Raw genomic sequence first — 21,983 nt, forward strand, 5'->3', positions numbered from 1 at the left:
GAGCCAACATGCACAAGCACCATCGTTCCGCAGCCAGATGCGGTACCGTCGCCGTCGCCCTGCTGGCCGCGGCGATCCAGACCGCGCTGGCGCAGACGCCGCCGCAGCCGGCGCCCGCCGACGCGACCGCCATGCCTTCAGCGGGCCAGTCCGCGAATCCCGCGCCGCAGGACGAGGCGCTGGAGCTCGACAGGGTCGTAGTCGTCGGCTCGCACATCCGCGGCGCACCCACCACCGAGGCGCTGCCCGTGGTCGTGATCGACGCCGAGCAGATCGACGCCGCCGGCGCGGTATCGGGCGACGAGCTGCTGCGCGACATCCCGCAGATGGGCGATGTGCTGTTCGACTCGTCCAACAACCCGCAGACCAGCAACGCCGCGCGCGGCGACGTCAACTCGGTGAACCTGCGCTCGCTCGGCGTCGGCAACACCCTGGTGCTGCTCAATGGCCGGCGCATCGTGCAGCATCCCACCAGCCAGGGCACGTCCGACACCGGCACGGTGCCGGTGCAGAGCTTCAACTCGAACTCGATCCCGGTAGCGGGGCTCGACCGCGTCGAGGTGCTGCTCGACGGCGCCGCCGCGATCTACGGCGCCGACGCGGTCGCCGGCGTGGTCAACACGGTGCTGCAGAGCGAGTTCGACGGATTCTCCTTCAACACCCGCTTCGGCAGCGCCGAGGGCACCGGCATGGACGAGTTCGACGCTTCCGTCTTCACCGGCAGGAGCTTCGAGCGCGGCAACATCTCGCTGTTCGCCAGCCTCACCAGCCGCTCGAAGCTGTGGGCGGACGACCAGGACTTCACCCGTTCCGACGACCTGCGTCCGCTGTTCGAGGACCATCCGGACTTCGCCGGCCTCAACGCGCTCGACGGCCGGTCCTCGCACACGCCGTGGGCGCGGCTGAGCGTCGGCCCGCGACCGGTGATCCGCAGCAACGGCGCAGCGGTGACCAACACCGCGGGCGCGTTCCACGTGCAGCCGTCGGGCTTCGGCTGCAACGGCGTGGACATGGGGGGCGACCTGTGCCTGGTCACGGGCAACACCAACTTCAACAACGCCCACCGCGAGCTGCGCTACGACACCCGCCACGGGACCACGGTGCGCCCCTCGGTCGAGCGCCTGAACCTGCACCTCACCGGCCACTACGACCTCACCGACGCGGTCGAATTATTCGGCGAGGCCGGCTACTACGAGGCCACCAGCCGCGCCACCCAGCCGCCGGTGGTCAACCTCAACAGCCTGTGGATCCCGTCGAGCAACTACTGGAATCCCTTCGGCCCGGTCGCCTTCGCCGACGGCACCCCCAATCCCAACCGCCTGCCGGGCCTGAGCAACGTGCCCGACGAGGGCCTGCCGGTGCTGCTGACCAACTACCGCTACGTCGACGTCGGCTTCCAGGACGTCGTGGTGGAGAACTACCAGGCGCGCCTGCTCGCCGGCCTGCGCGGGCAGTGGGGTGGGTTCGACTGGGAGACCGCGCTGGTGTACTCCGAGGCCGAGGCCGAGGACCGCTCGACCAACGTCGACATGACCGCGCTGCAGCGACAGCTGGCGCTGTCCACACCCGATGCGTACAACCCGTTCAGCGGCGGCTGCGTCGACACCACCAGTTGGGGCGACTGTTCGCCGAGCTCGCAGGCGTCGGCCGACGCGATCCGGATGGACCTGGTGCGCACCTCGCGCACCACCCTGACCATGGCCGACTTCCGGATGAACCGCGGCGACCTGTTCGCGTTGCCGGCCGGCGACGTCGGCATCGCCTTCGGCGTCGAGGCGCGGCGCGAGACCCAGCGCGACGACCGCGACGCCAACCTCGACGGCACCATCACCTTCACCGACATGGTCACCGGCGAGACCAATCCCAGCAACGTCGCCGCGGTCAGCCCGAACCCGGACACCTCCGGCTCGCGCACGGTCGATTCGGCCTACCTCGAGTTCGCCGTGCCGCTGGTGTCGCCGGACATGGGCGTGCCGCTGGTGCGCAGCCTCGACATGCAGCTCGCCGGCCGCTACGAGCACTACTCCGATTTCGGATCGGTGGCCAAGCCCAAGATCGCGCTGGCCTGGGACCTGGCGGAAGGCGTGCGCCTGCGCGGCTCCTATTCCGAAGGCTTCCGCGCACCCAACCTCGAACAGACCCACGCCACCCAGTACGCACGCCTGGCCAGCGGCATGGACTACGTCCGCTGCGAGGCGCTGCTGCGCACCGGCGCGCTGGCCTCGATGGCCGATTGCGGAGAGAACACCTCCGGGGCGTCGCTGCTGGTGGCGGGCAACCCCGACCTGGAACCTGAGGAGAGCACCAACCTCTCGTACGGCTTCGTGTTCCAGCCGGCCTTCCTGCCGGAATCCGCAGGCAGGTTCACGCTGACCGTGGACCGCTGGCGCATCGAGCAGGAACAGATCGTCGGCCTGCTCGGCGCCCAGACCGCGCTGATCCTCGACTACCTCGACCGGGTGCAGGGCGGCTCCAATCCCCTGGTGAACCGCGCAGCGCCGACGCCCGAGGACATCGCCCTGTTCGAGGGCAGCGGCCTGGCGCCGGTCGGCGACGTGGTCTCGATCAACGACCGCTTCATCAACCTGCAGCCGCAGACCGCGGCCGGCATCGACTTCGCCCTGCACTGGCAGAAGCGGCGCACCCGCCTGGGCAACTTCAGCGTGCGCCTCAACGCCAGCAAGCTCACCGAGTTCACCCGCGACCCGGGCCCGGTGGTCAACGCGCTGTACGCCGCGCGCGAGGCCGGCATCATCGATCCGCTGACCGCGCTGCCGGACCCGAGCGATCTCATCGGCCAGAACGGACGTCCGGAATGGAGGATCACCAGCGCCTTCACCTGGAGCCAGGGACCGTGGCGCGCGGGCGTGTCGGCGCGCTACCGCAGTGCGTTCGAACAGCCCGGGTTGCTCGGAACGTCGGGCGACCCCTGGGTGGTCGATTCGCGCACGACCACCAACCTCTACGGCCAGTACCGCTTCGAAGGCGGCACCGCGGTCCGGCTGGGCGTGAACGATGCGACCGACGAGGGGCCGTCGCTCGCCGACAACGGTTACCGCGGTTCGGTGGACCAGCCCTGGGGACGCTACTGGTACGTCAACATCAGCCATTCGTTCTGAGCGGCGGACGATGGAGAGGGCAGCGAACGTGCAAGCGATGAAGCGGCGCCTGGTGGCGGGGTTCGTGGCCCTGGGCCTGGCCGCGCCCGCCCTGGCGGGGCCGGGCGACGGCGCCGTGGCATTCGCCGCGACGGCGTGCCCGGCAGCGGTGGCGGACGTGGCCGACTGCCATGCCGCCCGCGACGGCAACGGCGCCTGGCTGCTGGCCGCGATCCCGCGCGACTGGAACCGGCGGCTGGTCGTCCATGCGCACGGTGGGCCACGGCTCACCGCGCCGGAGGATGGCGATTCGGCCGCGGACCTCGACCGCTTCGCGGTGATGGTGCGCGAGGGCCACGCCTGGATCGGATCGACCTATCGCCGCGCCGGCTACGGCGTGCGCCGCGCCGCCGAGGATGTCGACAACAGCCGGCGCGCATTCGTGGCCCGTTGGGGCCGGCCGCAGCGCACGCTGCTGCACGGCCAGTCCTGGGGCGGCAACGTCGCCGCCAAGGTCGCCGAGCTGTACGCGCTCGATGCCGACGGCCGCGCCAACTACGACGCCGTGCTGACCACCAATGGCGTGCTCACCGGCGGCACCCGTGCCTACGGCTTCCGCGCCGACCTGCGCGCGGTGTACCAGTACTACTGCCGCAACCACCCGGCGCCGGACGAACCGCAGTACCCGCCCTGGCAGGGCCTGCCGGCCGGATCGGAGATGGATCGCGACGAACTGCGGCGCCGGGTCGACGCCTGCACCGGCGTCGGGCGGGCCGCGGAGCGGCGCACGCCGGAGCAGGCGTCGCGGCTGGCGGACATCCTCGCCGTCGGCGGCGTGACGGAACGGCAGCTGGTCGCGCACCTGGCCTGGGCCACGTTCCATTTCCGCGACCTGGTGCAGCGGCACTTGCACGGCCGCAACCCGTTCGACAACACGGGCACGGTCTATCGCGGCTCGGGCGACGACGAGGCCCTGAATGCGGGCGTCGAGCGTTTCGCGGCCGATCCGCAGGCGCTCGCGCTGCTCGGCTACGACGCCGACCTGTCCGGGCGGATCGTGCTGCCGACGCTGACGATCCACGCCGCGCACGACCCGGTGGTCCCGGCCGCGGCGCTGGACGCGTATCGCGACACGGTGGCCGCCGCGGGCCGCAGCCACCTGCTCGCCCAGGCCAGGACCGACGAACACGAGCACAGCCGCCTGCACGACGCGACCTACCGGGGCGCCCTGCGCGCGCTCGAGGCGTGGCTGGACGGGGGCGTGCGCCCCGATGCCGCCGCGATCCAGGCCGCCTGCCTCGCCGCGGCACGCGACCGGACCGCGTGCCGGTTCGTGGCGCCGTAGGCGCGCGTCGGGCGGCGTGCCCGCGCGCCGCGGGCGTTGCGCCATCCCTTCGGCCGCGTCGCCGCGGCCCGCCGGCATCGCGGGTCCCTCCCGCCGCGAGCGGCTAGAATCCATGTTCCGCACACGGCCAGCCACGATGTCCGACGAGCAGTCCCGCAATACCGAAAGCGAGCAGGAATTCCGCCAGGCCGCGCTCGATTACCACCGCGTGCCGCCGCGCGGCAAGATCAAGGTGGTCGCGACCAAACCCATGCTCACCCAGCGCGACCTGGCGCTGGCCTACTCGCCGGGCGTGGCCTACGCCTGCGAGGAGATCGCCGCCGACCCCAGCAAGGCCAGCGACTACACCGCGCGCGGCAACCTGGTGGCGGTGATCTCCAACGGCACCGCGGTGCTGGGCCTGGGCGACATCGGCCCGCTGGCGGGCAAGCCGGTGATGGAAGGCAAGGGCGTGCTGTTCCAGAAGTTCGCCGGCATCGACGTGTTCGACATCGAGGTCGACGAGAAGGACCCCGACAAGCTGGTCGACATCATCGCCAGCCTCGAGCCGACCTTCGGCGGCATCAACCTCGAGGACATCAAGGCGCCCGAGTGCTTCATCGTCGAGCGCAAGCTGCGCGAGCGGCTCAACATCCCGGTGTTCCACGACGACCAGCACGGCACCGCGATCATCGTCGGCTCGGCGGTGGTCAACGCGCTGGAGATCGCCGGCAAGCGGATCGAGGACGTGAAGCTCGCCACCGCCGGCGCCGGCGCCGCCGGCATCGCCTGCCTCGACATGCTGGTCGCGCTGGGCCTGAAGCCGGAGAACATCCTCGCCTACGATCGCGAGGGCGTGATCCACAGCGGCCGCGCCAACCTCGACCCCGACAAGGCGCGCTACGCGCGCGACACCGACAAGCGCTCGCTGGCGGAGATCGTCGAAGGCGCCGACGTGTTCCTGGGTCTGTCCGCTGGCGGCATCCTCAAACCGGAGATGCTCGCGGCGATGGCGGAAAAACCGATCATCCTCGCCCTGGCCAATCCGTATCCGGAGATCCTCCCCGAGGCGGCGAAGGCCGTGCGCCCGGACTGCATCATCGCCACCGGCCGTTCGGACTATCCGAACCAGGTCAACAATGCGCTGTGCTTCCCCTACATCTTCCGCGGCGCGCTCGATGTCGGCGCCACCGGCATCAACGAGGCGATGAAGCTCGCCTGCGTGCGCGCCATCGCCGCGCTCGCCAAGAGCGAGGCCAGCGACCTCGGCGCCGCCTACGGTGAGGAGATCCCCAGCTTCGGCCCGGATTACCTGATCCCGCGCCCGTTCGACCCGCGCCTGCTGATGCAGCTGGCGCCATGCGTGGCGCAGGCGGCGATGGAGTCGGGCATCGCCACCCGCCCGATCGCGGACATGACCGCGTACCGCGAGAAGCTCGGCCAGTTCGTCTATCGCACCGGCCTGGTGATGAAGCCGGTCTACGACCGCGCGCGCAGCGACCGCCAGCGCGTGGTCTATGCCGAGGGCGAGGAGGAGACCGTGCTGCGCGCGGTGCAGACCGTGGTCGACGAGGGCCTGGCGTTCCCGATCCTGGTCGGCCGGCCGGAGGTCATCGCCATGCGCATCGAGCGCCTCGGCCTGCGCCTGCGTGAGGGCGAGGAGTTCGAGATCACCAACGTCAACGACGACCCGCGCTTCAACGACTACTGGCGCCACTACCACGCGCTCACCGAGCGCCGTGGCGTGACGCCGGACGCGGCCAAGGCGATGCTGCGCTCGCGCACCACCCTGATCGCCGCGATCATGGTCGACCGCGGCGAGGCCGACGCGATGATCACCGGCCTGGTCGGTCGCTTCCACAAGAAGCTCGGCTACCTGCGCAGCGTGTTCCCGCTCGATCCGGGCGTGCAGAGCACCTCGGCGATGACCGGCGTGGTCAACGACCGCGGCCTGTGGTTCTTCGTCGACACCCACGTGCAGCCGGACCCGACGCCGGAACAGATCGCCGAGAGCACCATCCAGGCCGCGTACCGGCTCAAGCTGTTCGGGATCGAGCCGAAGATCGCGCTGATGTCGCATTCGAACTTCGGCAGCCACGACGATCCGAGCGCGCGCAAGATGCGCGAGGTGCGGCAGATCCTGCTGCGGCGCGCGCCGAAGCTCGAGGTCGACGGTGAGATGCAGGGCGACACCGCCTGGGACGACGGCCTGCGCCGCCGCATCTTCCCCAACACCACGCTCGACGGGCGCGCCAACCTGTTCGTGATGCCGAACCTGGACGCGGCCAACATCACCTACAACCTGATCCGGATGATGACCGAGGGCGTCGCGCTGGGCCCGATCCTGATGGGCATGAGCAAGCCCGCGCACGTGTTGACCCAGACCTCCACCCCGCGCCGCGTGGTCAACATGACCGCCATCGCCGCGGTCGAAGCGCAGATCCGCAAGCAGATGCAGTCCGAACGCGGCGCGTAGGCGCGTAGCCCGGATAAGCGCAGCGCATCCGGGGAAATCTCCGACCCGATCACGGGCAAACGCCCTACCGGCGGGCTCCACGCCCCCCGATGCCCGTGTTTGCGCGGCCATGCGAGCGTGTGCGCATGGTGCGCTATCGCCGCAATCGCGTTCCGGGCGGAACCTTCTTCTTCACGGTCACCTTGCGCGACCGGCGGAGCGATCTGCTGGTGCGCCACATCGACCTCCTCGGGACGTCCTGGCGGAGGGCTCGCGAACGGGTTGCGCACGAAGTCGCTGTGGTGGTCGTGCTGCCGGACCACCTGCATGCGGTGATCACCATGCGCGATGAGGATGGCGACTATTCCGGACTGTGGCGCGAGATCAAGAAGGGATTCACACGAGGCCTCGCGGCTGCGTCCACGCCGTGGCAGACGCGGTTCTGGGAGCACACCATCCGCGATGCGAGAGATCTGGCGACGCACGTCGACTACGTGCACGCCAACCCGCTCAAGCACGGGCTGGTCGCACGGGTCGCCGAGTGGCCGCATTCGAGCTTCCATCGCCATGTGCGGCTCGGGCTGTTGCCGGAAGACTGGTGCGGCGAGGCCGAGCCGCCCGCACGCACGGGCGAACGCGACGCGTAGCCCGGGTTAGCGAAGCGCACCCGGGGATCGCGGCGCCGCGCGCGTCGCGCGGACCAGGCGGGCCGCGTCGGCCTTCATTCCCGGATGCGGCCTTCGGCCTTACCCGGGCTACGGTCGATGTCGTAGCCCGGGTAAGCGCAGCGCACCCGGGGACCGGAGCGCCGCGCGCATCGCGCGGGCCAGGCGGGCCGCATCGGCCTTCATTCCCGGATGCGGCCTTCGGCCTTATCCGGGCTACGTCGATGTCGTAGCCCGGGTAAGCGCAGCGCACCCGGGGATCGGAGCGCCGCGCGCGTCGCGCGGACCAGGCGGGCCGCATCGGTCTTCATTCCCGGATGCGGCCTTCGGCCTTATCCGGGCTACGTCGATGTCGTAGCCCGGGTAAGCGCAGCGCACCCGGGGATCGCGGCGTCTCGCCAGGGAAGTTGCTCAGACCGGCGGCATCTGCAGAGCCGTCTTTCCCAGCAACCGCCGCAACACATCGGGCAGCGCGTCCAGGTCGTCCTTCAGCAGCAGGCCGTCGGCACCCGGAGGCTGCTCGCCGGGGGCCAGTCCCCCGGTGAGGAACACGAACGGCAGCCCGGGATCGTGCGCGCGCGCCAGCGCCAGCGCCTCGGCCCCGGAAAACCCCGGCAGGTTCACGTCCGAGACCACCGCATGCGGTGCGAACGCGCGCAGGGCGCCGGCCAGCGCCGCGCCGGTGTGGACGCGCTGGCAGTCCACCGCCAGGCCGCCCTTGCGCATCGCGAACTCGGCCAGCTCCGCATCGTCGCGCGAATCGTCCACCAGCAGCACGCGCCAGCCGGGCGTGGCCGGCCCGGGGTCCGGCCCGGATCCTGTCGTCATGCGCGTTCAGTTCTTCTTCGGCGGCTCGTTGAGCACCGCCCAGAACCGGCCGAGCGTGCGCACCGCGTCGAAGAACTGGTCCACGTCCACCGGCTTGACCACGTAGGCGTTCACGCCCAGGTCCCAGCTGCGGGCGAGGTCGCTTTCCTCGCGCGAGGACGACAGCACCACGATCGGCAGCGCCTTGAAGCGGTCGGTCTTGCGCAGCTCGGTCAGCACCTCCAGCCCATCCATGCGCGGCATCTTGATGTCGAGCAGCAGCACCGCCAGGTCCTCGTCGGGACGGTCGGCCCACTTGCCGCGGCGCAGCAGGTAGTCCAGCGCCTCGACGCCGTCCTCGACATGCACGATCGGATTGGCCAGGTGCGCCTCGCGCAGCGCATCGATCGCCATCTCCGCGTCGTGGGGGCTGTCCTCGGCCAGCAGGATGGTGCGCAGTTCGCTCATGACTTGCTCTCGTTGGAGGCGGGCTGGTCGCCCGCGGCGGGAAGGGTGAAGTGGAAGGTGGCGCCGTTGCCGGGTTCGGATTCGGCCCAGGCGCGGCCGCCGTGGCGGGTGAGCACGCGGCGCACGCTGGCCAGGCCGATGCCGGTGCCGGGGAACTCGCTGGCCGCGTGCAGGCGCTGGAACACGCCGAACAGCTTGCCCGCGTACTGCATGTCGAAGCCGGCGCCATTGTCGCGCACCTGGAAGTGGTGCGCGTCGTCGCCGTCGCGGCCGTAGCCGATCTCGATCCGCGCCGGCTCGCTGCCGCGGCTGTACTTGACCGCGTTGCCGAGCAGGTTCAGCCACACCTGGCGCAGCATGTTCTCGTCGCCCACCACCACCGGCAGCGGCGCGATGCGCCATTCGATCCGGTGGTCCGGCGCCTCGGCGGCGTTGTTGGCGTCGAGCATCGCCCGGGTTTCGGCCACCAGCGATTGCATGTCCACCGTCTGCAGGCGCAGCGCGCTGCGGCCCAGGCGCGAGTAGACCAGCAGGTCGTCGATCAGCGCCGACATGCGCTTGGCCGAAGACACCATCACCTCGAGGTAGTGCTGCGACTTGTCGTCGATGCCGTCGCCCAGATGGCGACCGAGCTTGTCGCCGAAGCCGGCGATGTGGCGCAGCGGCGCGCGCAGGTCGTGCGACACCGAATAGCTGAACGCCTCCAGCTCGCGGTTCACGTCCGAGACCTGCTCGATCTTGCCCTCGAGCTGGCGGTTGAGCTCGCGGATCTGGCGGTCGCTGGCCTTCTGCACGCTGATGTCGCTGACGGTCACCAGTACCACCGCGTCGTCGCGGTCGGGCAGCGGCATGCGCCGCGCGTTGAGCACCATGGTGCGCTCGACGCCGTCGGCGGTGCGCTGCACCTGCTCGTGGTCCCACAGCTCGCGGCCGCGCGAGAGCACGTCGGCCAGCCGTCGCAGCGTGCGCTCGTCGCCCCACGCGCCGTCGCCGAGCGCGGTGAGCGGCTGGCCGCGCGCATCGCCGTCCACGCCGTACAGTTCGGCGAACGCGACGTTGTGCATGACCACGCGCTGCGCGGCGTCGATCGCCACGATCGGCTCGCGCACCGTGTCCAGCACCACGCTGGCGCGGGCGCTGGCGCGCTGGGCATCGGTTTCCGCACGCAGCCGGTGCGCGATCTGGCGCGTGGAATACGCCAGCACGCCGCCGAGCAGCAGCAACTGTCCGGCCATCGCCGCCCAGGTCGCGAGCCGCGCGCGCTGTTCGACGCGCTCCGCGCGCGCCTGGCGGTCCGACAGCAGGCGCTGTTCCTCCGCCACGATTTCCTCGATCAGCTCGTGGATCGGGTAGCGCGCCACCATCGCGTCGATGTCGGCGGCGGTCACGTCCGCGGCCTCGGCGTCGATGATGCGATCGGCGTTGGCCTTGCGCAGCAGGATGTTGGTCTGCAGCGCGCCGATGCGCAGCTGCTGGTCGGGATTGTCGCGGGTGAGTCGCTGTAGCTTCTGCAGGGTCGCCGGGATCCGGGCCCGGCTTTCGCCGACGCGCGCCCGCAGCAGCGCATTGTCCACGCCGGCCGCCAGCGACAGCGCGCCAGATTCCATGTTGCGCATGTCCCCGGCCAGGGCGTGCACGGTCGCTTCGGTTTCGTGGGTGTGCACCACCATCGCCCAGGCGGCGTCGGTGTCCACCGCGGCCTTGCGCAGGACCAGGAACGGCGTGACCACGATCAGTACGATCGCCAGACCCAGGGCGGGCAGGCGCCAGTTCGACAGCGGTTGCGGCAAGACGGAGGCGGGCATCGGGCGAAGTGGAGGGCCGGTCGGGGCGCACGGGGACCCGGACGCCGCCACTGGCGCCTCGCTCCCCTGCGATGGCGATCATTGCCGACACGATCCGGGAGGGCAAGCGTGAGCCCGGGGCGGACGCGGGTGGCATGCACCCTGTCCGGAAAAGCGCGCCATCGTCGCAGACGCGCGTGTACGCGGCGCGAAGAGGGCGCCCGGTTCAGGCGTCCTCGTCGCCCTCGAGCACCTTGCGCTGCATCGCGTCGAGGTAGGCGTCGGCCTCGGCGGTCGAGGAGAAGATCTCTTGCAGCGGCACCGCCTTGACCAGGTCGAACACCTTCTGGATCTGCGGCTGCGGATTGACCACCAGCACCCGGCCGGCGCGCGTGGCCAGCGCCTTGCGCGCGCGGAAGATCGAACGCACCCCGGCGCTGGAGATGTACTCCAGCCCGTGCAGGTCCAGCACCAGCGAGAGAATCGCCGGGTCCTCGAGCAGCGGCGCCAGCGCCTCGTCCAGCTGCAGGTAGGTGTGGGTGTCGAGGCGCCCGCCGACGGCGACGGTCTGCACGTCCCGGCGCGCCGGGTCGATGCGGATGTTCAGGGTGCTCATGCGGGATCCTTGGGGTCGGGCGCGGCGTCCAGCCGCAGGGTCACGCGCACGAGGTTGTGGTCCTCGCGGCGCTGGTAGTCGAGGCTGTCGGCGAGCTGCCGCACCAAGTGCAGGCCGAGGCCGCCGACGCGACGCTCGTCGAGCTCCGCGTCGAGGTCCGGCGCGGGCGCCGTGGTGGGGTCGAACGGCAGCCCGTCGTCGTCGAGCTCCAGCACCAGCCGCGCCGCCTCGAGCTGCAGCCGCAGGCGCAGTTGCGGTCCGGTCTCGCTGGCGCCGTGGGTCAGCGCGTTGCAGGCCAGTTCCTCCACGATCAGCCGCGCGTCGTGGATGCGGGCGTCGTCCACGCCGGCTTCGACCAGGGTCGACTCCACCGCCGCGGTCAGTTCGGCGATGTGCGCGGGATCGCCGGCGATGGTCTTTTGCAAGGGCAATTCCTGTCGAGGGCCGAACGGCGCGTCCACCTTGGCCGCCGTCTCCGTCTCCGTCTGCGGCTGCGTCGACTCGGTGTCGGAAACGCGCGTGCGCCGGATCGCCAGCACGGTGATGTCGTCGGACTGGGCCGCGTCGCCGGCGAAGTGTTGCACATCGGCCAGCAGGCGCTGGCAGGTGCGCGCGGCGTCCTCGTCCGGCGGCAGCGCCTGCAGCAGGCGCTCGGCGCCGTAGGCCTCGTCGTGCGCGTCGAAGGCCTCGGTCACGCCGTCGGTGTACGCCAGCAGGGTCGCGCCTTCGGGCAGTTCGCACGTGTACTGCGGGTACGCATCGCAGGGTTCGAACCCCAGCGGTGGCCCGGTCTCCAGCGCCAGCGGTTCGACCCGCCCGTCCGCGTGCAGCAGCACCGGCGGATCGTGCCCGGCGCTGGCCAGCACGCAGTGCCCGCTGGCGATATCCAGACGGCCGCACAGCACCGTGGCGAACATGCAGGTGTCGTTGCCGTGCACCAGCCGGCGCGAGGCCGAGGCCAGCAGCGCGGCCGGCGAAGCGTGGCGCCGCACCTGGCCTTCGAGCACGGTGGCGGTGCGGGCCATGAACAGCGCCGCCGGCACGCCCTTGTCCGAGACGTCGCCGATCGCGAACCACAGCACGCCGTCGAAATCGCCGTACTGGAAGAAATCCCCGCCCACCGCCTTCGCAGGTTCCAGCACGCCGTGCACGTCAACGCGCACGTCGTCGCGTTCGAACAGCCGCGGCGGCGGCAGCATCGCCTGCTGGATCTGGCGCGCGATCCCCAGTTCGCTCTCCGCCTTCTGCCGCGCCCCGGCCATCTCCTCGATCTCGCGCAACTGGCGCTTGATCGACCCGCGCGCCACGTTGAACGCGCGCGCCATCACCCCGACCTCGTCGCGCCGCCCGGTATGCGGCAGCGGATAGTCGAACTCGCCGCCGGCGAAGTGCCGCGCCGACTCGGTCAGGTTTTCGATCGGCTCCAGCAGCCGCCCGGTGTAGCGCCGCACCAGCACCAGCGCCGGCAGCAGCGCCAGCAGGCCGATCAGCGCCACCCACAGCGCGATCTGCTTGAGCTGGCGCAGGATGTACAGCTCCGACACCGAGGTGGCGAAGGTCCAGCCGCTGTCGCCCACCGGCATGCCGAAGGTGATGAAGTCCTCGCCGCCGGCGTCGCGGTGCTCGAACTCCACCGGCTGCCGCCGCTCCTGCGTCTGCACCAGCGGCGCCAGGTCGCCGCGGCCCTGCGCGACCAGCGTGCGCAGGTGCATGCGCATGCGCACGTCGTCGCGCGGGTGCACCACCGCCAGCCCTTCGGGCGAGAACAGCATCGGCACGATCCCCGCGGTCTCCGGCAGTCCCTCGAGGATGTCGCGCAGCAGCCGCGACACCGGCACGTCCAGGCTCACCATGCCCAGCGCCGGCGCGACGCCGCTGTCGCCGGGCAGGCGCAGCGGCAGGTTGTAGGTGGTGAAGTCGACCCCGGCGGTGGCCTCGTTGGCGTAGGGCTCCGACCACCACGGCTGCGGCGCGGCCATCGTGCGCACGAACCACGGCATCGTGGCGTACTCGTAGCCCAGCGATTCCACCGACTGCTCCACCACCCCCGCGCCCTCGCGCCGGATGTACCAGGTGAAGCCGGGATCCTCGCCCGTCAGCCGCCCCGGCTCGACGATCACCATCGCCCCGGCGATGTCCGGATCGCCGGCCAGGCTGGCCAGCAGCAGCGAGCGCAGGTGCAGCGGTTCGCGGCCGATGCCGGTGGCGCCGGCGGCCAGCGTGCGCCCGCTCACCTGCACCGTGTCGATGATCGCCTCGAGGTTGCGCGCGGTCTGCCCGGTCAGCGCCCGCGCCTCGATCCGCGCGTTGTGCACGATCAGCAGCCGCGCCCCGGCGTAGAAGGCCAGCGTGGTGGCCAGCACCAGCACCGCGTTGAGCAGGCCCGACCACAGCGACATCCGCGTGCGCAGGCTGTGGTGCCAGCGCAACGGGTCCGTACGGCGGGGGTGTTCGCTGTCCATGCCCGGGTCCTCCGGCGGATGCCCGTGGCGCCGATCATAGTCCGCGCCGCGCCCGCCGCGGCGGTCCGTACGCACCCGTCCGCTGGCGCCCGCCGAAGCGGCGTCGCGCCCCGCCCGCGCCCGCTGCGCCGGCCGCGGGCGCGCCGGGGCCGGCTGCTAGAATCGGGACTCTAAACTCCCCCAAAACACAGCGCGGCCAGCGGGCCGCGGCGGAGCAAGCGATGAACTGGCTGAACGACGTGCTGCAGAACGACCCCGATCCCACCGAGACCCGCGAGTGGATCGAATCGCTCAAGGCGGTCATCGACCACACCGGCCCCGAGCGCGCCCACCAGCTGCTGCAGGACATGGTGGAACTCACCCGCCGCGCCGGCGCCCACCTGCCGTTCGCGCCCACCACCGAATACATCAACACCATCCCCACGCATCTCGAACCGAAGATGCCCGGCGACCAGACGCTGGAGTGGAAGATCCGTTCGATCATCCGCTGGAACGCGATGGCCATGGTGGTGCGCGCCAACCGCAAGCCCGGCGACCTCGGCGGCCACATCGCCAGCTTCGCCAGCTCGGCCACGCTCTACGACGTGGGCTTCAACCACTTCTTCCGCGGCCCCGAGGGCGACCACCCCGGCGACCTCATCGCCACCCAGGGCCACAGCTCGCCCGGCATCTACGCCCGCGCCTTCCTCGAAGGCCGCATCAGCGAATCGCAGATCGACCACTTCCGCATGGAAGTCGACGGCCGCGGCATCTCCTCGTATCCGCACCCGTGGCTGATGCCCGAGTTCTGGCAGGTGCCCACGGTGTCGATGGGCCTGGGCCCGATCGCCGCGATCTACCAGGCGCGCAACTGGAAGTACCTCGAATCGCGCGGCCTGATGCCCAAGACCGACCGCAAGGTGTGGTGCTTCCTCGGCGACGGCGAGACCGACGAGCCCGAGAGCCTCGGCGCGCTGTCGATCGCCGGCCGCGAAGGCCTCGACAACCTGGTGTTCGTCGTCAACTGCAACCTGCAGCGCCTCGACGGCCCGGTGCGCGGCAACGGCAAGATCATCCAGGAGCTGGAAAGCCAGTTCCGCGGCGCCGGCTGGAACGTGGTCAAGACCATCTGGGGCAGCTACTGGGATCCGCTGCTGGCCAAGGACCACCAGGGCGTGCTGCGCAAGCTGATGATGGAGACCGTCGACGGCGAGTACCAGAACTGCAAGGCCTTCGGCGGCGCCTACACGCGCGAGAACTTCTTCGGCAAGTACGAAGAGACCGCGGCCATGGTGGCCAACCTCTCCGACGACGACATCTGGCGCCTCAACCGCGGCGGCCACGATCCGCACAAGGTCTACGCCGCCTACACCAACGCCATGCAGACCAAGGGCCAGCCGACGGTCATCCTCGCCAAGACGGTGAAAGGCTACGGCCTGGGCAGCGCCGGCGAGGCGCTCAACCCGACCCACAACACCAAGAAGCTCGACGACGAGGCCGTGCGCGCGTTCCGCGACCGCTTCAAGATCCCGGTCGACGACGATCTTCTGAAGGACGGCAACATCCCGTTCTACCACCCGGGCGAGAAGTCCGACGAGGTGCAGTACCTGCTCGAGCGCCGCAAGGCCCTGGGCGGCTTCGTGCCGCAGCGCCGGCGCAAGTCGGACGAATCGCTGGTGGCGCCCAAGCTCGAGGTGTTCGAACGCCTCACCAAGAGCACCGGCGAGCGCGAGATGAGCACCACGATGGCCTTCGTGCAGTCGCTCAACATCATCCTGCGCGACAAGCAGGTGGGCCCGCGCACCGTGCCCATCGTCTGCGACGAGGCGCGTACCTTCGGCATGGAAGGCCTGTTCCGCCAGATCGGCATCTACGCGCCGGAAGGGCAGAAGTACAAGCCGGTCGACCGCGACCAGCTGATGTACTACCGCGAGGACAGCACCGGCCAGGTGCTGCAGGAAGGCATCACCGAGGCCGGCGCCTTCGCCTCGTGGATGGCCGCCGCCACCAGCTATTCCACCAACAACCTGCAACTGCTGCCGTTCTACATCTACTACTCGATGTTCGGCTTCCAGCGCGTGGGCGACGCCGCCTGGCAGGCGGCCGACATGCGCGCCCGCGGCTTCCTGCTCGGCGGCACCGCCGGCCGCACCACGCTCAACGGCGAAGGCCTGCAGCACGAGGACGGCCACAGCCACCTGCTGTCCGGCGCCATCCCCAACTGCCGCAGCTACGACCCGACCTTCGCGGGCGAGGTGGCGGTGATCCTGCAGCACGGCATGAAGCGCATGATCGAGGAGCAGGTGGACGAGTACTACTACCTGACCCTGATGAACGAGAACTACAGCCACCCCGACCTGCCCGAAGGCGCGGCCGAGGGCGTGATCCGCGGCATGTACCTCCTCAAGGACGCCGGCGCCAAGCCCAAGAAGGGCGAGCTGCGCGTGCAGCTGATGGGCAGCGGCACTATCCTGCGCGAGGCGATTGCCGCGGCAGAACTGCTGGACAAGGACTTCGGCGTGGTGGCGGACGTGTGGAGCTGCCCCAGCTTCACCGAGCTGCGCCGCGACGGCTACGACGCCGAGCGCTGGAACCGCCTGCATCCCGAGGACAAGCCGCGCAAGGCCTACATCACGCAGTGCATCGAGTCCCGCCCCGCCAGCCCGGTCATCGCCGCCACCGACTACGTGCGCAACTTCACCGACCAGGTGCGCGCCTTCATCCCGCGCACCTACACCGTGCTGGGCACCGACGGCTTCGGCCGCAGCGACACCCGCGCCAACCTGCGCCGCCACTTCGAGGTGGACCGCTACTACATTGCCCACGCCGCGATCGACGCGCTGGCGAAGGACGGGAAGATGACGGCGAAGGACGCGGCCCGGGCGATCAAGCTTTACAAGCTGGATCAGGAGAAGCCGAATCCGGTGGGGGTCTGAGTTTCGACCGGCTCGGATAGAAGGGCGGCCCTTGGCCGCCCTTGTTCATTGCAGATGAGGTGACCCGCCCCTGTTCTGGCAGAGGGAATCCGCTCCGGCGCGCAACTTGACGAAGGAGTTCCTGACGGCGACGCTGCGCTGGCCACGAATTGTGGGCTGCGGGAGATTGCGATGCTGGGTCCGGACATCCTAGTCAGAACACTGAGCGTGCCTACTCAGCGAGGTAAGAGTCAGCGGGCTTGGCAGTATCACCCCCGCAGCGATGTACATTCGAAGATCGCATGTTGGACATTGCTGCTCGACTGCCTGATTAGTTGCGACAAGCTCTACGAAGACGGAAAGGCAGGACGAATTGGCTTTGCGATCAACCACCAAATGGTCGGGCCGATCAACAAGACGCTCGACTTGGTGCTGACACGTGTTCCTAGGAACCGCAATGATCGCGTGCCCAGACGGACGTTCTTAGAAGTGGGCTTGAGCTACGGCATCGTATTGACACCGGACGAGACAGCTCAAGTCGCCGAGTTTGGATCCGTGTACGAGGAATCGCGGGACGATGTGTCCGAAATCGCGGTGGCCGTGGAAGCGAAGGCATGCATGACCAAACACATCGGCGCACTTCCGAGACTGCACGCGGAGATCCTCGCTACCGGCTATCTTGCTAAACGAGCGGCCCCGCAGTGCACCACAGTGTCGTACACGTTGGTCAACGCGGCGACTTCCTTCATGTCCGAAAGTGCGGTGGAGACCATTCGCCAGCCGGACAGTGCTGTCTCAGTTCTTAAGATGCTGGAGACCGCGGTGCCGCTGTGCCGGGATCACAGAAATCTGCTCGGTTACGATGCTGTCGGTGCGCTCTCGATTGAATGTAAAAACGATGGGTCGCCGATTCGGCTGGCTTCCGGTGTAAGTGCGCCGGCGTCGAACAGCCCGATTCAGTACACGCGCATCATCCGCCAAGTGTGTGCCGCGTATAGGTAGAGGCCGAATGTATTGTTGATTGCACCGCAACGGTGTAATGTGGTGCAAACTGTGCTGAGGCTGCCATGCGACATCCAATTTCTAAACCCAGGTTGCGTACTTCGGACGTGACACGCGCTTCGGTGAGCTTTCCGTCCGACGTATACGCAGAGATTGAGAAGATCGCGGCCTCGAAGAAGGTTTCGGTCGCTTGGGTTGTGCGTGAAGCGGCGGAGCGATACGTCACTCAACAGTGGGCGTCGGTTGCTGATCGTGAGGAGCGAGCATGAGGTGCTCGGTCGGGTCTCCCTCCACGAGATCGGCACGTGGCCAGATGCCACTCATGTTGAAGAGCCGAAAGAAGACAGGCGCTACACGAACCCCGGTCGGAGCCATACACAAGGTTGTGGGGCTCTTCGCCGGGATCGGAGGCGTCGAGCGAGGGCTGTCCCGTTCCGGCCACGAAACATTGTTGTTCTGCGAGAACGAGCCCGCTGCCATGGCGGTTCTGTCGCACAGGTTTCCGGGCATCGATCTCCACGACGATGTGCGTAGCTTACGGGGGCTGCCCGATGGTACGACCCTCGTAGTTGCGGGCTTTCCTTGCCAAGACCTGTCGCAAGCAGGCACCACGAAAGGGTTGACGGGATCCCGCTCCGGCCTGGTCGGCGAGGTGTTCCGCCTGATAGAGGCACACCGGACACCTTGGCTGCTGCTTGAGAATGTGCCGTTCATGCTGCAGCTCGGGCGTGGCGAAGCCATGAATGTCATCACTGAGCGACTAGAGGATCTGGGGTACAGGTGGGCTTATCGCGTAGTGGACTCCCGTGCGTTCGGACTGCCGCAACGCAGGCGTCGCGTCTATCTCGTTGCCAGTCTAGAAGACGACCCGCGCAACGTCCTGTTCGCAGATGAAGCTGGCGCGCGGTCCGAGCCGGAGCTCAATGGGCATCCTGTGGCTTGCGGCTTCTACTGGACGGAAGGATTGCGCGGGCTCGGTTGGGCGGTGGATGCCGTACCCACCCTAAAGGGAGGGTCGACGATCGGCATTCCGTCGCCTCCAGCCATCTGGCTACCTGATGGTCGCGTGGTGACACCCGACATCCGGGACGCGGAGCGTCTGCAGGGGTTCACTCCTGGTTGGACATCGGCCGCTGAGAAAGTCGCGAAGAAGGGCGCGCGGTGGAAGCTTGTTGGCAATGCGGTCAGTGTGCCCGCGGCGGCGTGGGTCGGAAGGCGCATGCGGAAGCCGGGTGCCCTGCTTGATTTCGAGACTTTCTCACTGCAGGACAGCCGGCGCTGGCCGGCGGCGGCGTGGAACGTGGGGAATGGACGAGTGGGGGTAGCGGCGTCGGAATGGCCCGTTGAGCGTGTGGCGCCCTCGCTAGAGACATTCTTGAAGCACGATCCTGCGCCTCTCTCTGCGAGGGCGACAGGCGGATTTCTCGGACGTGCACGCCAGGCGAAGCTGCGGTTCCCCAAAGGCTTTCTTACGGCTTTGGAAAGCCATCTGGATCGAGTCGCGCAGTGAGTCCCGGATCGAGTGCGGCGGGACTGGTAACTAGACCGTTCAAGAGTAGATCGCTCGCGCACCTCGTCACTACGGCCCAACGATCCGAGCATATGGGGCGCGTCCGCCGGTCGGGCACAGCAGCAGAGCTAAACGTCCGCGAGGCGTTGCGTGCGTTGGGGATCAGGTTCACCGTGGAAAATGGTGGCCTGCTAGGGTCGCCCGACATCGCGAATCGTACGCGCCGGTTCGTGATCTTCGTTCACGGTTGCTATTGGCATCGTCATCCCGGTTGTGCACGCGCTACCATTCCATCGCGCAACAGCGAGTTTTGGCAGGCGAAATTCGATGCCAATGTGAGGCGGGATCGCAGGGTTGCACGACTACTTAGACGAGACGGCTATAAAGTAATCACAATCTGGGAGTGCAAGACTCGCGATCCCGGCGTGCTGGCGAGGCGCTTGAAACAAGCGCTGGCCATGTGAGAAGCGCGACAGCCTTCTCCCTTTCGCGCTCGTGCGAGGAAAAGCTGCCAAGTCGATCTCCCAGCTTTACCTGGTTGATAGGGAGTTAGGTAGGTAACACCGCTCGCAGCGATTAGCTTCTATTGGCGGGAGAACCCGTCGCTACGCGACGGAAGCTAATCGCGTATGCAGGGCACAACACCTATCCCGCCAACTGCGCGAGGAAGGTGGTCGCATCCAGTTGGCAGTGAGCCTCGATGGCCCCAGGCAGGTTGAACAGGCGTGGGCGGTTACGGAAATCGAAGACGCGATAAAGATGGTAGCGCTCGGCATCGGCGTTGGAACGAGCAAGCTCGTTGTGGGACACGAAGAAGGGCGTGAGTTCACCGAAGGCCGTGGTCTTGACCTCGATCAGGCGCTCGCGGCCATCTGTCTCGAATGACAGCACGTCGAAGCCCAAGCCGTCGCCCTGTGTCTCGGAGACCTGCTCGACGCGGTCAGCCAGCGCCTTGCTGCCGGCCGCATGCAGGCGCTGCGCCTCGAGCTCCATCACGAACAGTTCGCCGGCCTTGCCCAGTGATCGGTTGTGCGCTTCGCGGGCGAGGTAGTCGCGGCGTGCCAGCGAGAAGCGCGGGGCGTACTGCGGCGGGGCTTCCTTTAGGCCTGGAGGCTTGGGTTTCGGCACCCAGGCCTGGGCATCGATCACGGCCTCGGCGACGGCTCCCGGTCGCGTCACCGCGTGTTCCGCCGCGGCCTGCAGCGCCGGCCTGTTCCGCAGTTGCGCTTCCAGCACCTCCAGCAGCAGCAACTGGTAGTTCTCCAGCGCCTTGTAGCCGCGGACCGTGGGCCACTGTAGCGCCTGCATCAACGCGCTGATGTTGCGGAACTTGTACTCCACCGAGGCCTTGCTGCGCCCGTCCAGCTTCTGCATCAGCGCCTGGACGCGGGCGGACTTGTTGAACTGCTGGCCGTTGAGCTCCAGCTCCAGCATGTGCAGGTAGTCGGCCACGCAGGCCTCTACCTCCACGCGAGACCAGTCTTCGCCCATTGCCACTCGTCATCTCCCTTGGCGTCAACCGGCGCCAGGGTATCGGGTGGGCGATGCGTCGACCAGGGGCGTGGCCGGCGGCGAATTCCCCTCAGCCAATCTGCCAGCGGCTTACCGGCTTGAGCGTTTGCCCGCGCCCTGTGCACCGCCGACGGCCTTCTCGAATCGCTTCACGAAGGTCACCAGATCCTGGTTGCAGGCGATGCAGTACTCCCGCAGCTGCAGCAGGTCCAACCGTCGCCCCCCACGCTCGACATCGCTCACATAGGATTGCGACCGATCCAGCAGCGCGGCCAGCTCGGCCTGCTTCAGCCCGGCCTTGCTGCGGATCTCGGCCAGCATCTCCAACAGCGTCTGGTACTCGGGCTTGTGGATCGATTTTGGGGGCATTGCGGCGTCTGGAAATACAGGCCGCACCTACCCTATATCTGGTTTTTCGGTATCCGAAAAACAGATACTTGATCGCGTATCTCTGATTGTGGACTACGGGTCACTGCGGAAGCTGGCCGCTCCCGGCTGCGATCTCGTCCTCGAACCGGCGGACGAAGTCGACCACACCCTGGTCGCAGGCGAGGCAGTACTCCCGCAGCTGCAGTAGATCGATCCTGCGGCGACCGCGCTCGACGGCGCTGATATAGGACTGCGGCCGCTGAAGCTTGCTGGCCATTTCCTTCTGCTTGAGTCCGGCGGCGTCCCGCATTTCGAACAGCAGCCTGCGCAGGACCTTGTACTCGGGCTTGTAGATCGACTTGGCGCTCATTGTGGCTTCCCTGACGGATGGCCACACCCAACCTATATCTACTTTTCAAATATCTGAAAAATAGATATGCTGGTCCCAGGGGCTTCTTCCAGCACCTGTGGGCAAGCCTATGCCCCTGCTGGTGCCGGGGCGGCATGGGGAACGACCAAGTTCGGGAGGCATCGCATGTTGAACGACAGGAGAGCTGCTGTTCTGGGCGGCGTGGCGGGCAGGTATCGGAAGAAGGCGCCACCCCGCGCGGAGGACGAGATAGCTGGCCCCGCTACGTTGTACCGGCGCGATGCGGGCCGAACATCCAACGCCCGGCGAGAGACACTTACCCTTCTGGATCGAACGGAGGGCAGCCTGGTCCGAGGCGTCCTCAGTGCCGCACTCCTGTCGCTCCTGCCGGCCTTCGGCGTCGCAGCCCAGCAAACGCCGGAGACCGCGAGCACAGTCGACGAAGACGCACAGGATGCCGAGCGCACAGACGTGCAGGACACGCGTCCAGCTTCGGCCCCTCGGCAAGATCAAGTGCCGTCTCAGCAGTCGTCGCAGGTGTCCGCCGCGACGGAACTTGAGCAGATCACCGTCACCGGCACCCGCATCCGCGGCGGCACCTCGCCCTCGCCGGTGATCACCATCGGCGCCGAGCACATCCGCGAGGA

Annotated in this window: 17 protein-coding genes and 1 pseudogene; 9 read left to right on the top strand and 9 right to left on the bottom strand. The window is 68.5% G+C overall.

The window, feature by feature from the left end:
• The first annotated feature begins 8 nt into the window (after window positions 1–8).
• From JMO03_RS12600 to JMO03_RS12615, 4 genes are all read left to right on the top strand, one after another.
• On the top strand, window positions 9–3,119 hold the full coding sequence (locus JMO03_RS12600) for a TonB-dependent receptor domain-containing protein (RefSeq protein ID WP_202843829.1): 3,111 nt from the start codon (window positions 9–11) through the stop codon (window positions 3,117–3,119).
• A gap of 28 nt (window positions 3,120–3,147) precedes the next feature.
• Window positions 3,148–4,443, top strand: a complete 1,296-nt coding sequence (locus JMO03_RS12605; RefSeq protein WP_238346132.1) for an alpha/beta fold hydrolase — start codon at window positions 3,148–3,150, stop codon at window positions 4,441–4,443.
• A 136-nt stretch (window positions 4,444–4,579) separates the two neighbouring features.
• Window positions 4,580–6,898, top strand: a complete 2,319-nt coding sequence (locus JMO03_RS12610) for an NADP-dependent malic enzyme (RefSeq protein ID WP_238346133.1) — start codon at window positions 4,580–4,582, stop codon at window positions 6,896–6,898.
• 89 nt (window positions 6,899–6,987) lie between these two features.
• Entirely contained in the window at window positions 6,988–7,524 is a 537-nt protein-coding gene (locus JMO03_RS12615) for an REP-associated tyrosine transposase (protein WP_238346134.1), read from the top strand.
• Between the two features lie 429 nt (window positions 7,525–7,953).
• On the opposite strand, the gene JMO03_RS12620 is transcribed toward JMO03_RS12615, so the two are convergent.
• The 6 genes and pseudogenes from JMO03_RS12620 to JMO03_RS12645 all read right to left on the bottom strand — a co-directional run.
• On the bottom strand, window positions 7,954–8,370 hold the full coding sequence (locus JMO03_RS12620; RefSeq protein WP_202843835.1) for a response regulator: 417 nt from the start codon (window positions 8,368–8,370) through the stop codon (window positions 7,954–7,956).
• Between the two features lie 6 nt (window positions 8,371–8,376).
• Entirely contained in the window at window positions 8,377–8,817 is a 441-nt protein-coding gene (locus JMO03_RS12625; protein ID WP_202843837.1) for a response regulator, read from the bottom strand.
• On the bottom strand, window positions 8,814–10,622 hold the full coding sequence (locus JMO03_RS12630) for a sensor histidine kinase (RefSeq protein WP_202843839.1): 1,809 nt from the start codon (window positions 10,620–10,622) through the stop codon (window positions 8,814–8,816). The genes JMO03_RS12625 and JMO03_RS12630 overlap by 4 nt, the downstream gene beginning before the upstream one ends.
• A gap of 205 nt (window positions 10,623–10,827) precedes the next feature.
• The gene (locus JMO03_RS12635) at window positions 10,828–11,217 is read right to left on the bottom strand and encodes an STAS domain-containing protein (RefSeq protein ID WP_202843841.1); all 390 of its coding nucleotides are present in this window, start codon (window positions 11,215–11,217) and stop codon (window positions 10,828–10,830) included.
• On the bottom strand, window positions 11,214–11,648 hold the full coding sequence (locus JMO03_RS21525) for an ATP-binding protein (RefSeq protein ID WP_202843886.1): 435 nt from the start codon (window positions 11,646–11,648) through the stop codon (window positions 11,214–11,216). The genes JMO03_RS12635 and JMO03_RS21525 overlap by 4 nt, the downstream gene beginning before the upstream one ends.
• Window positions 11,649–11,750: 102 nt before the next feature.
• Window positions 11,751–13,679: pseudogene (locus tag JMO03_RS12645) on the bottom strand (SpoIIE family protein phosphatase); the annotation flags it as partial.
• A gap of 221 nt (window positions 13,680–13,900) precedes the next feature.
• Here JMO03_RS12645 and aceE point away from each other — a divergent pair.
• From aceE to JMO03_RS21650, 5 genes are all read left to right on the top strand, one after another.
• Window positions 13,901–16,594, top strand: coding sequence for a pyruvate dehydrogenase (acetyl-transferring), homodimeric type (gene aceE / locus JMO03_RS12650; protein WP_202843843.1), 2,694 nt, complete (start codon window positions 13,901–13,903; stop codon window positions 16,592–16,594).
• Between the two features lie 291 nt (window positions 16,595–16,885).
• Window positions 16,886–17,575, top strand: a complete 690-nt coding sequence (locus tag JMO03_RS12655) for a hypothetical protein (RefSeq protein ID WP_202843845.1) — start codon at window positions 16,886–16,888, stop codon at window positions 17,573–17,575.
• Between the two features lie 65 nt (window positions 17,576–17,640).
• Window positions 17,641–17,844 carry a ribbon-helix-helix domain-containing protein gene (locus JMO03_RS12660; protein WP_202843847.1) on the top strand — a complete coding sequence of 68 codons (204 nt, stop codon included), beginning with the start codon at window positions 17,641–17,643 and terminating at the stop codon, window positions 17,842–17,844.
• 53 nt (window positions 17,845–17,897) lie between these two features.
• Window positions 17,898–19,085: a DNA cytosine methyltransferase gene (locus JMO03_RS12665; RefSeq protein ID WP_202843849.1), complete on the top strand. Its 1,188-nt coding sequence runs from the start codon at window positions 17,898–17,900 to the stop codon at window positions 19,083–19,085.
• Window positions 19,082–19,549 (top strand): very short patch repair endonuclease, encoded by a 468-nt coding sequence (locus JMO03_RS21650; RefSeq protein ID WP_425491844.1) that lies wholly within the window; start codon window positions 19,082–19,084, stop codon window positions 19,547–19,549. The genes JMO03_RS12665 and JMO03_RS21650 overlap by 4 nt, the downstream gene beginning before the upstream one ends.
• Before the next feature lie 181 nt (window positions 19,550–19,730).
• Here JMO03_RS21650 and JMO03_RS12675 read toward each other — a convergent pair whose 3' ends face one another.
• The 3 genes from JMO03_RS12675 to JMO03_RS12685 form a co-directional block, all read right to left on the bottom strand.
• Window positions 19,731–20,576 carry a protein NO VEIN domain-containing protein gene (locus tag JMO03_RS12675; RefSeq protein WP_238346154.1) on the bottom strand — a complete coding sequence of 282 codons (846 nt, stop codon included), beginning with the start codon at window positions 20,574–20,576 and terminating at the stop codon, window positions 19,731–19,733.
• A 111-nt stretch (window positions 20,577–20,687) separates the two neighbouring features.
• A complete protein-coding gene (locus JMO03_RS12680) occupies window positions 20,688–20,966 on the bottom strand; it encodes a helix-turn-helix domain-containing protein (protein ID WP_202843855.1) in 279 nt (92 codons plus the stop codon).
• A gap of 100 nt (window positions 20,967–21,066) precedes the next feature.
• On the bottom strand, window positions 21,067–21,336 hold the full coding sequence (locus JMO03_RS12685; RefSeq protein WP_202843858.1) for a helix-turn-helix domain-containing protein: 270 nt from the start codon (window positions 21,334–21,336) through the stop codon (window positions 21,067–21,069).
• Window positions 21,337–21,983: the final 647 nt, after the last annotated feature.

Origin of the sequence: Luteimonas saliphila (genome assembly GCF_016774335.1) — a bacterium.
GTDB lineage: Bacteria > Pseudomonadota > Gammaproteobacteria > Xanthomonadales > Xanthomonadaceae > Luteimonas > Luteimonas saliphila.

Bases quoted from the DNA above. Each gene is read 5' to 3' on its own strand.
- JMO03_RS12600 (WP_202843829.1), top strand. From the start codon at position 9: ATGCACAAGCACCATCGTTCCGCAGCCAGATGCGGTACCGTCGCCGTC.
- JMO03_RS12610 (WP_238346133.1), top strand. From the start codon at position 4,580: ATGTCCGACGAGCAGTCCCGCAATACCGAAAGCGAGCAGGAATTCCGC.
- JMO03_RS12615 (WP_238346134.1), top strand. From the start codon at position 6,988: ATGCCCGTGTTTGCGCGGCCATGCGAGCGTGTGCGCATGGTGCGCTAT.
- JMO03_RS12620 (WP_202843835.1), bottom strand. From the start codon at position 8,370: ATGACGACAGGATCCGGGCCGGACCCCGGGCCGGCCACGCCCGGCTGG.
- JMO03_RS12625 (WP_202843837.1), bottom strand. From the start codon at position 8,817: ATGAGCGAACTGCGCACCATCCTGCTGGCCGAGGACAGCCCCCACGAC.
- JMO03_RS12630 (WP_202843839.1), bottom strand. From the start codon at position 10,622: ATGCCCGCCTCCGTCTTGCCGCAACCGCTGTCGAACTGGCGCCTGCCC.
- JMO03_RS12635 (WP_202843841.1), bottom strand. From the start codon at position 11,217: ATGAGCACCCTGAACATCCGCATCGACCCGGCGCGCCGGGACGTGCAG.
- aceE (WP_202843843.1), top strand. From the start codon at position 13,901: ATGAACTGGCTGAACGACGTGCTGCAGAACGACCCCGATCCCACCGAG.
- JMO03_RS12660 (WP_202843847.1), top strand. From the start codon at position 17,641: ATGCGACATCCAATTTCTAAACCCAGGTTGCGTACTTCGGACGTGACA.
- JMO03_RS12665 (WP_202843849.1), top strand. From the start codon at position 17,898: ATGTTGAAGAGCCGAAAGAAGACAGGCGCTACACGAACCCCGGTCGGA.
- JMO03_RS12675 (WP_238346154.1), bottom strand. From the start codon at position 20,576: ATGGGCGAAGACTGGTCTCGCGTGGAGGTAGAGGCCTGCGTGGCCGAC.
- JMO03_RS12680 (WP_202843855.1), bottom strand. From the start codon at position 20,966: ATGCCCCCAAAATCGATCCACAAGCCCGAGTACCAGACGCTGTTGGAG.
- JMO03_RS12685 (WP_202843858.1), bottom strand. From the start codon at position 21,336: ATGAGCGCCAAGTCGATCTACAAGCCCGAGTACAAGGTCCTGCGCAGG.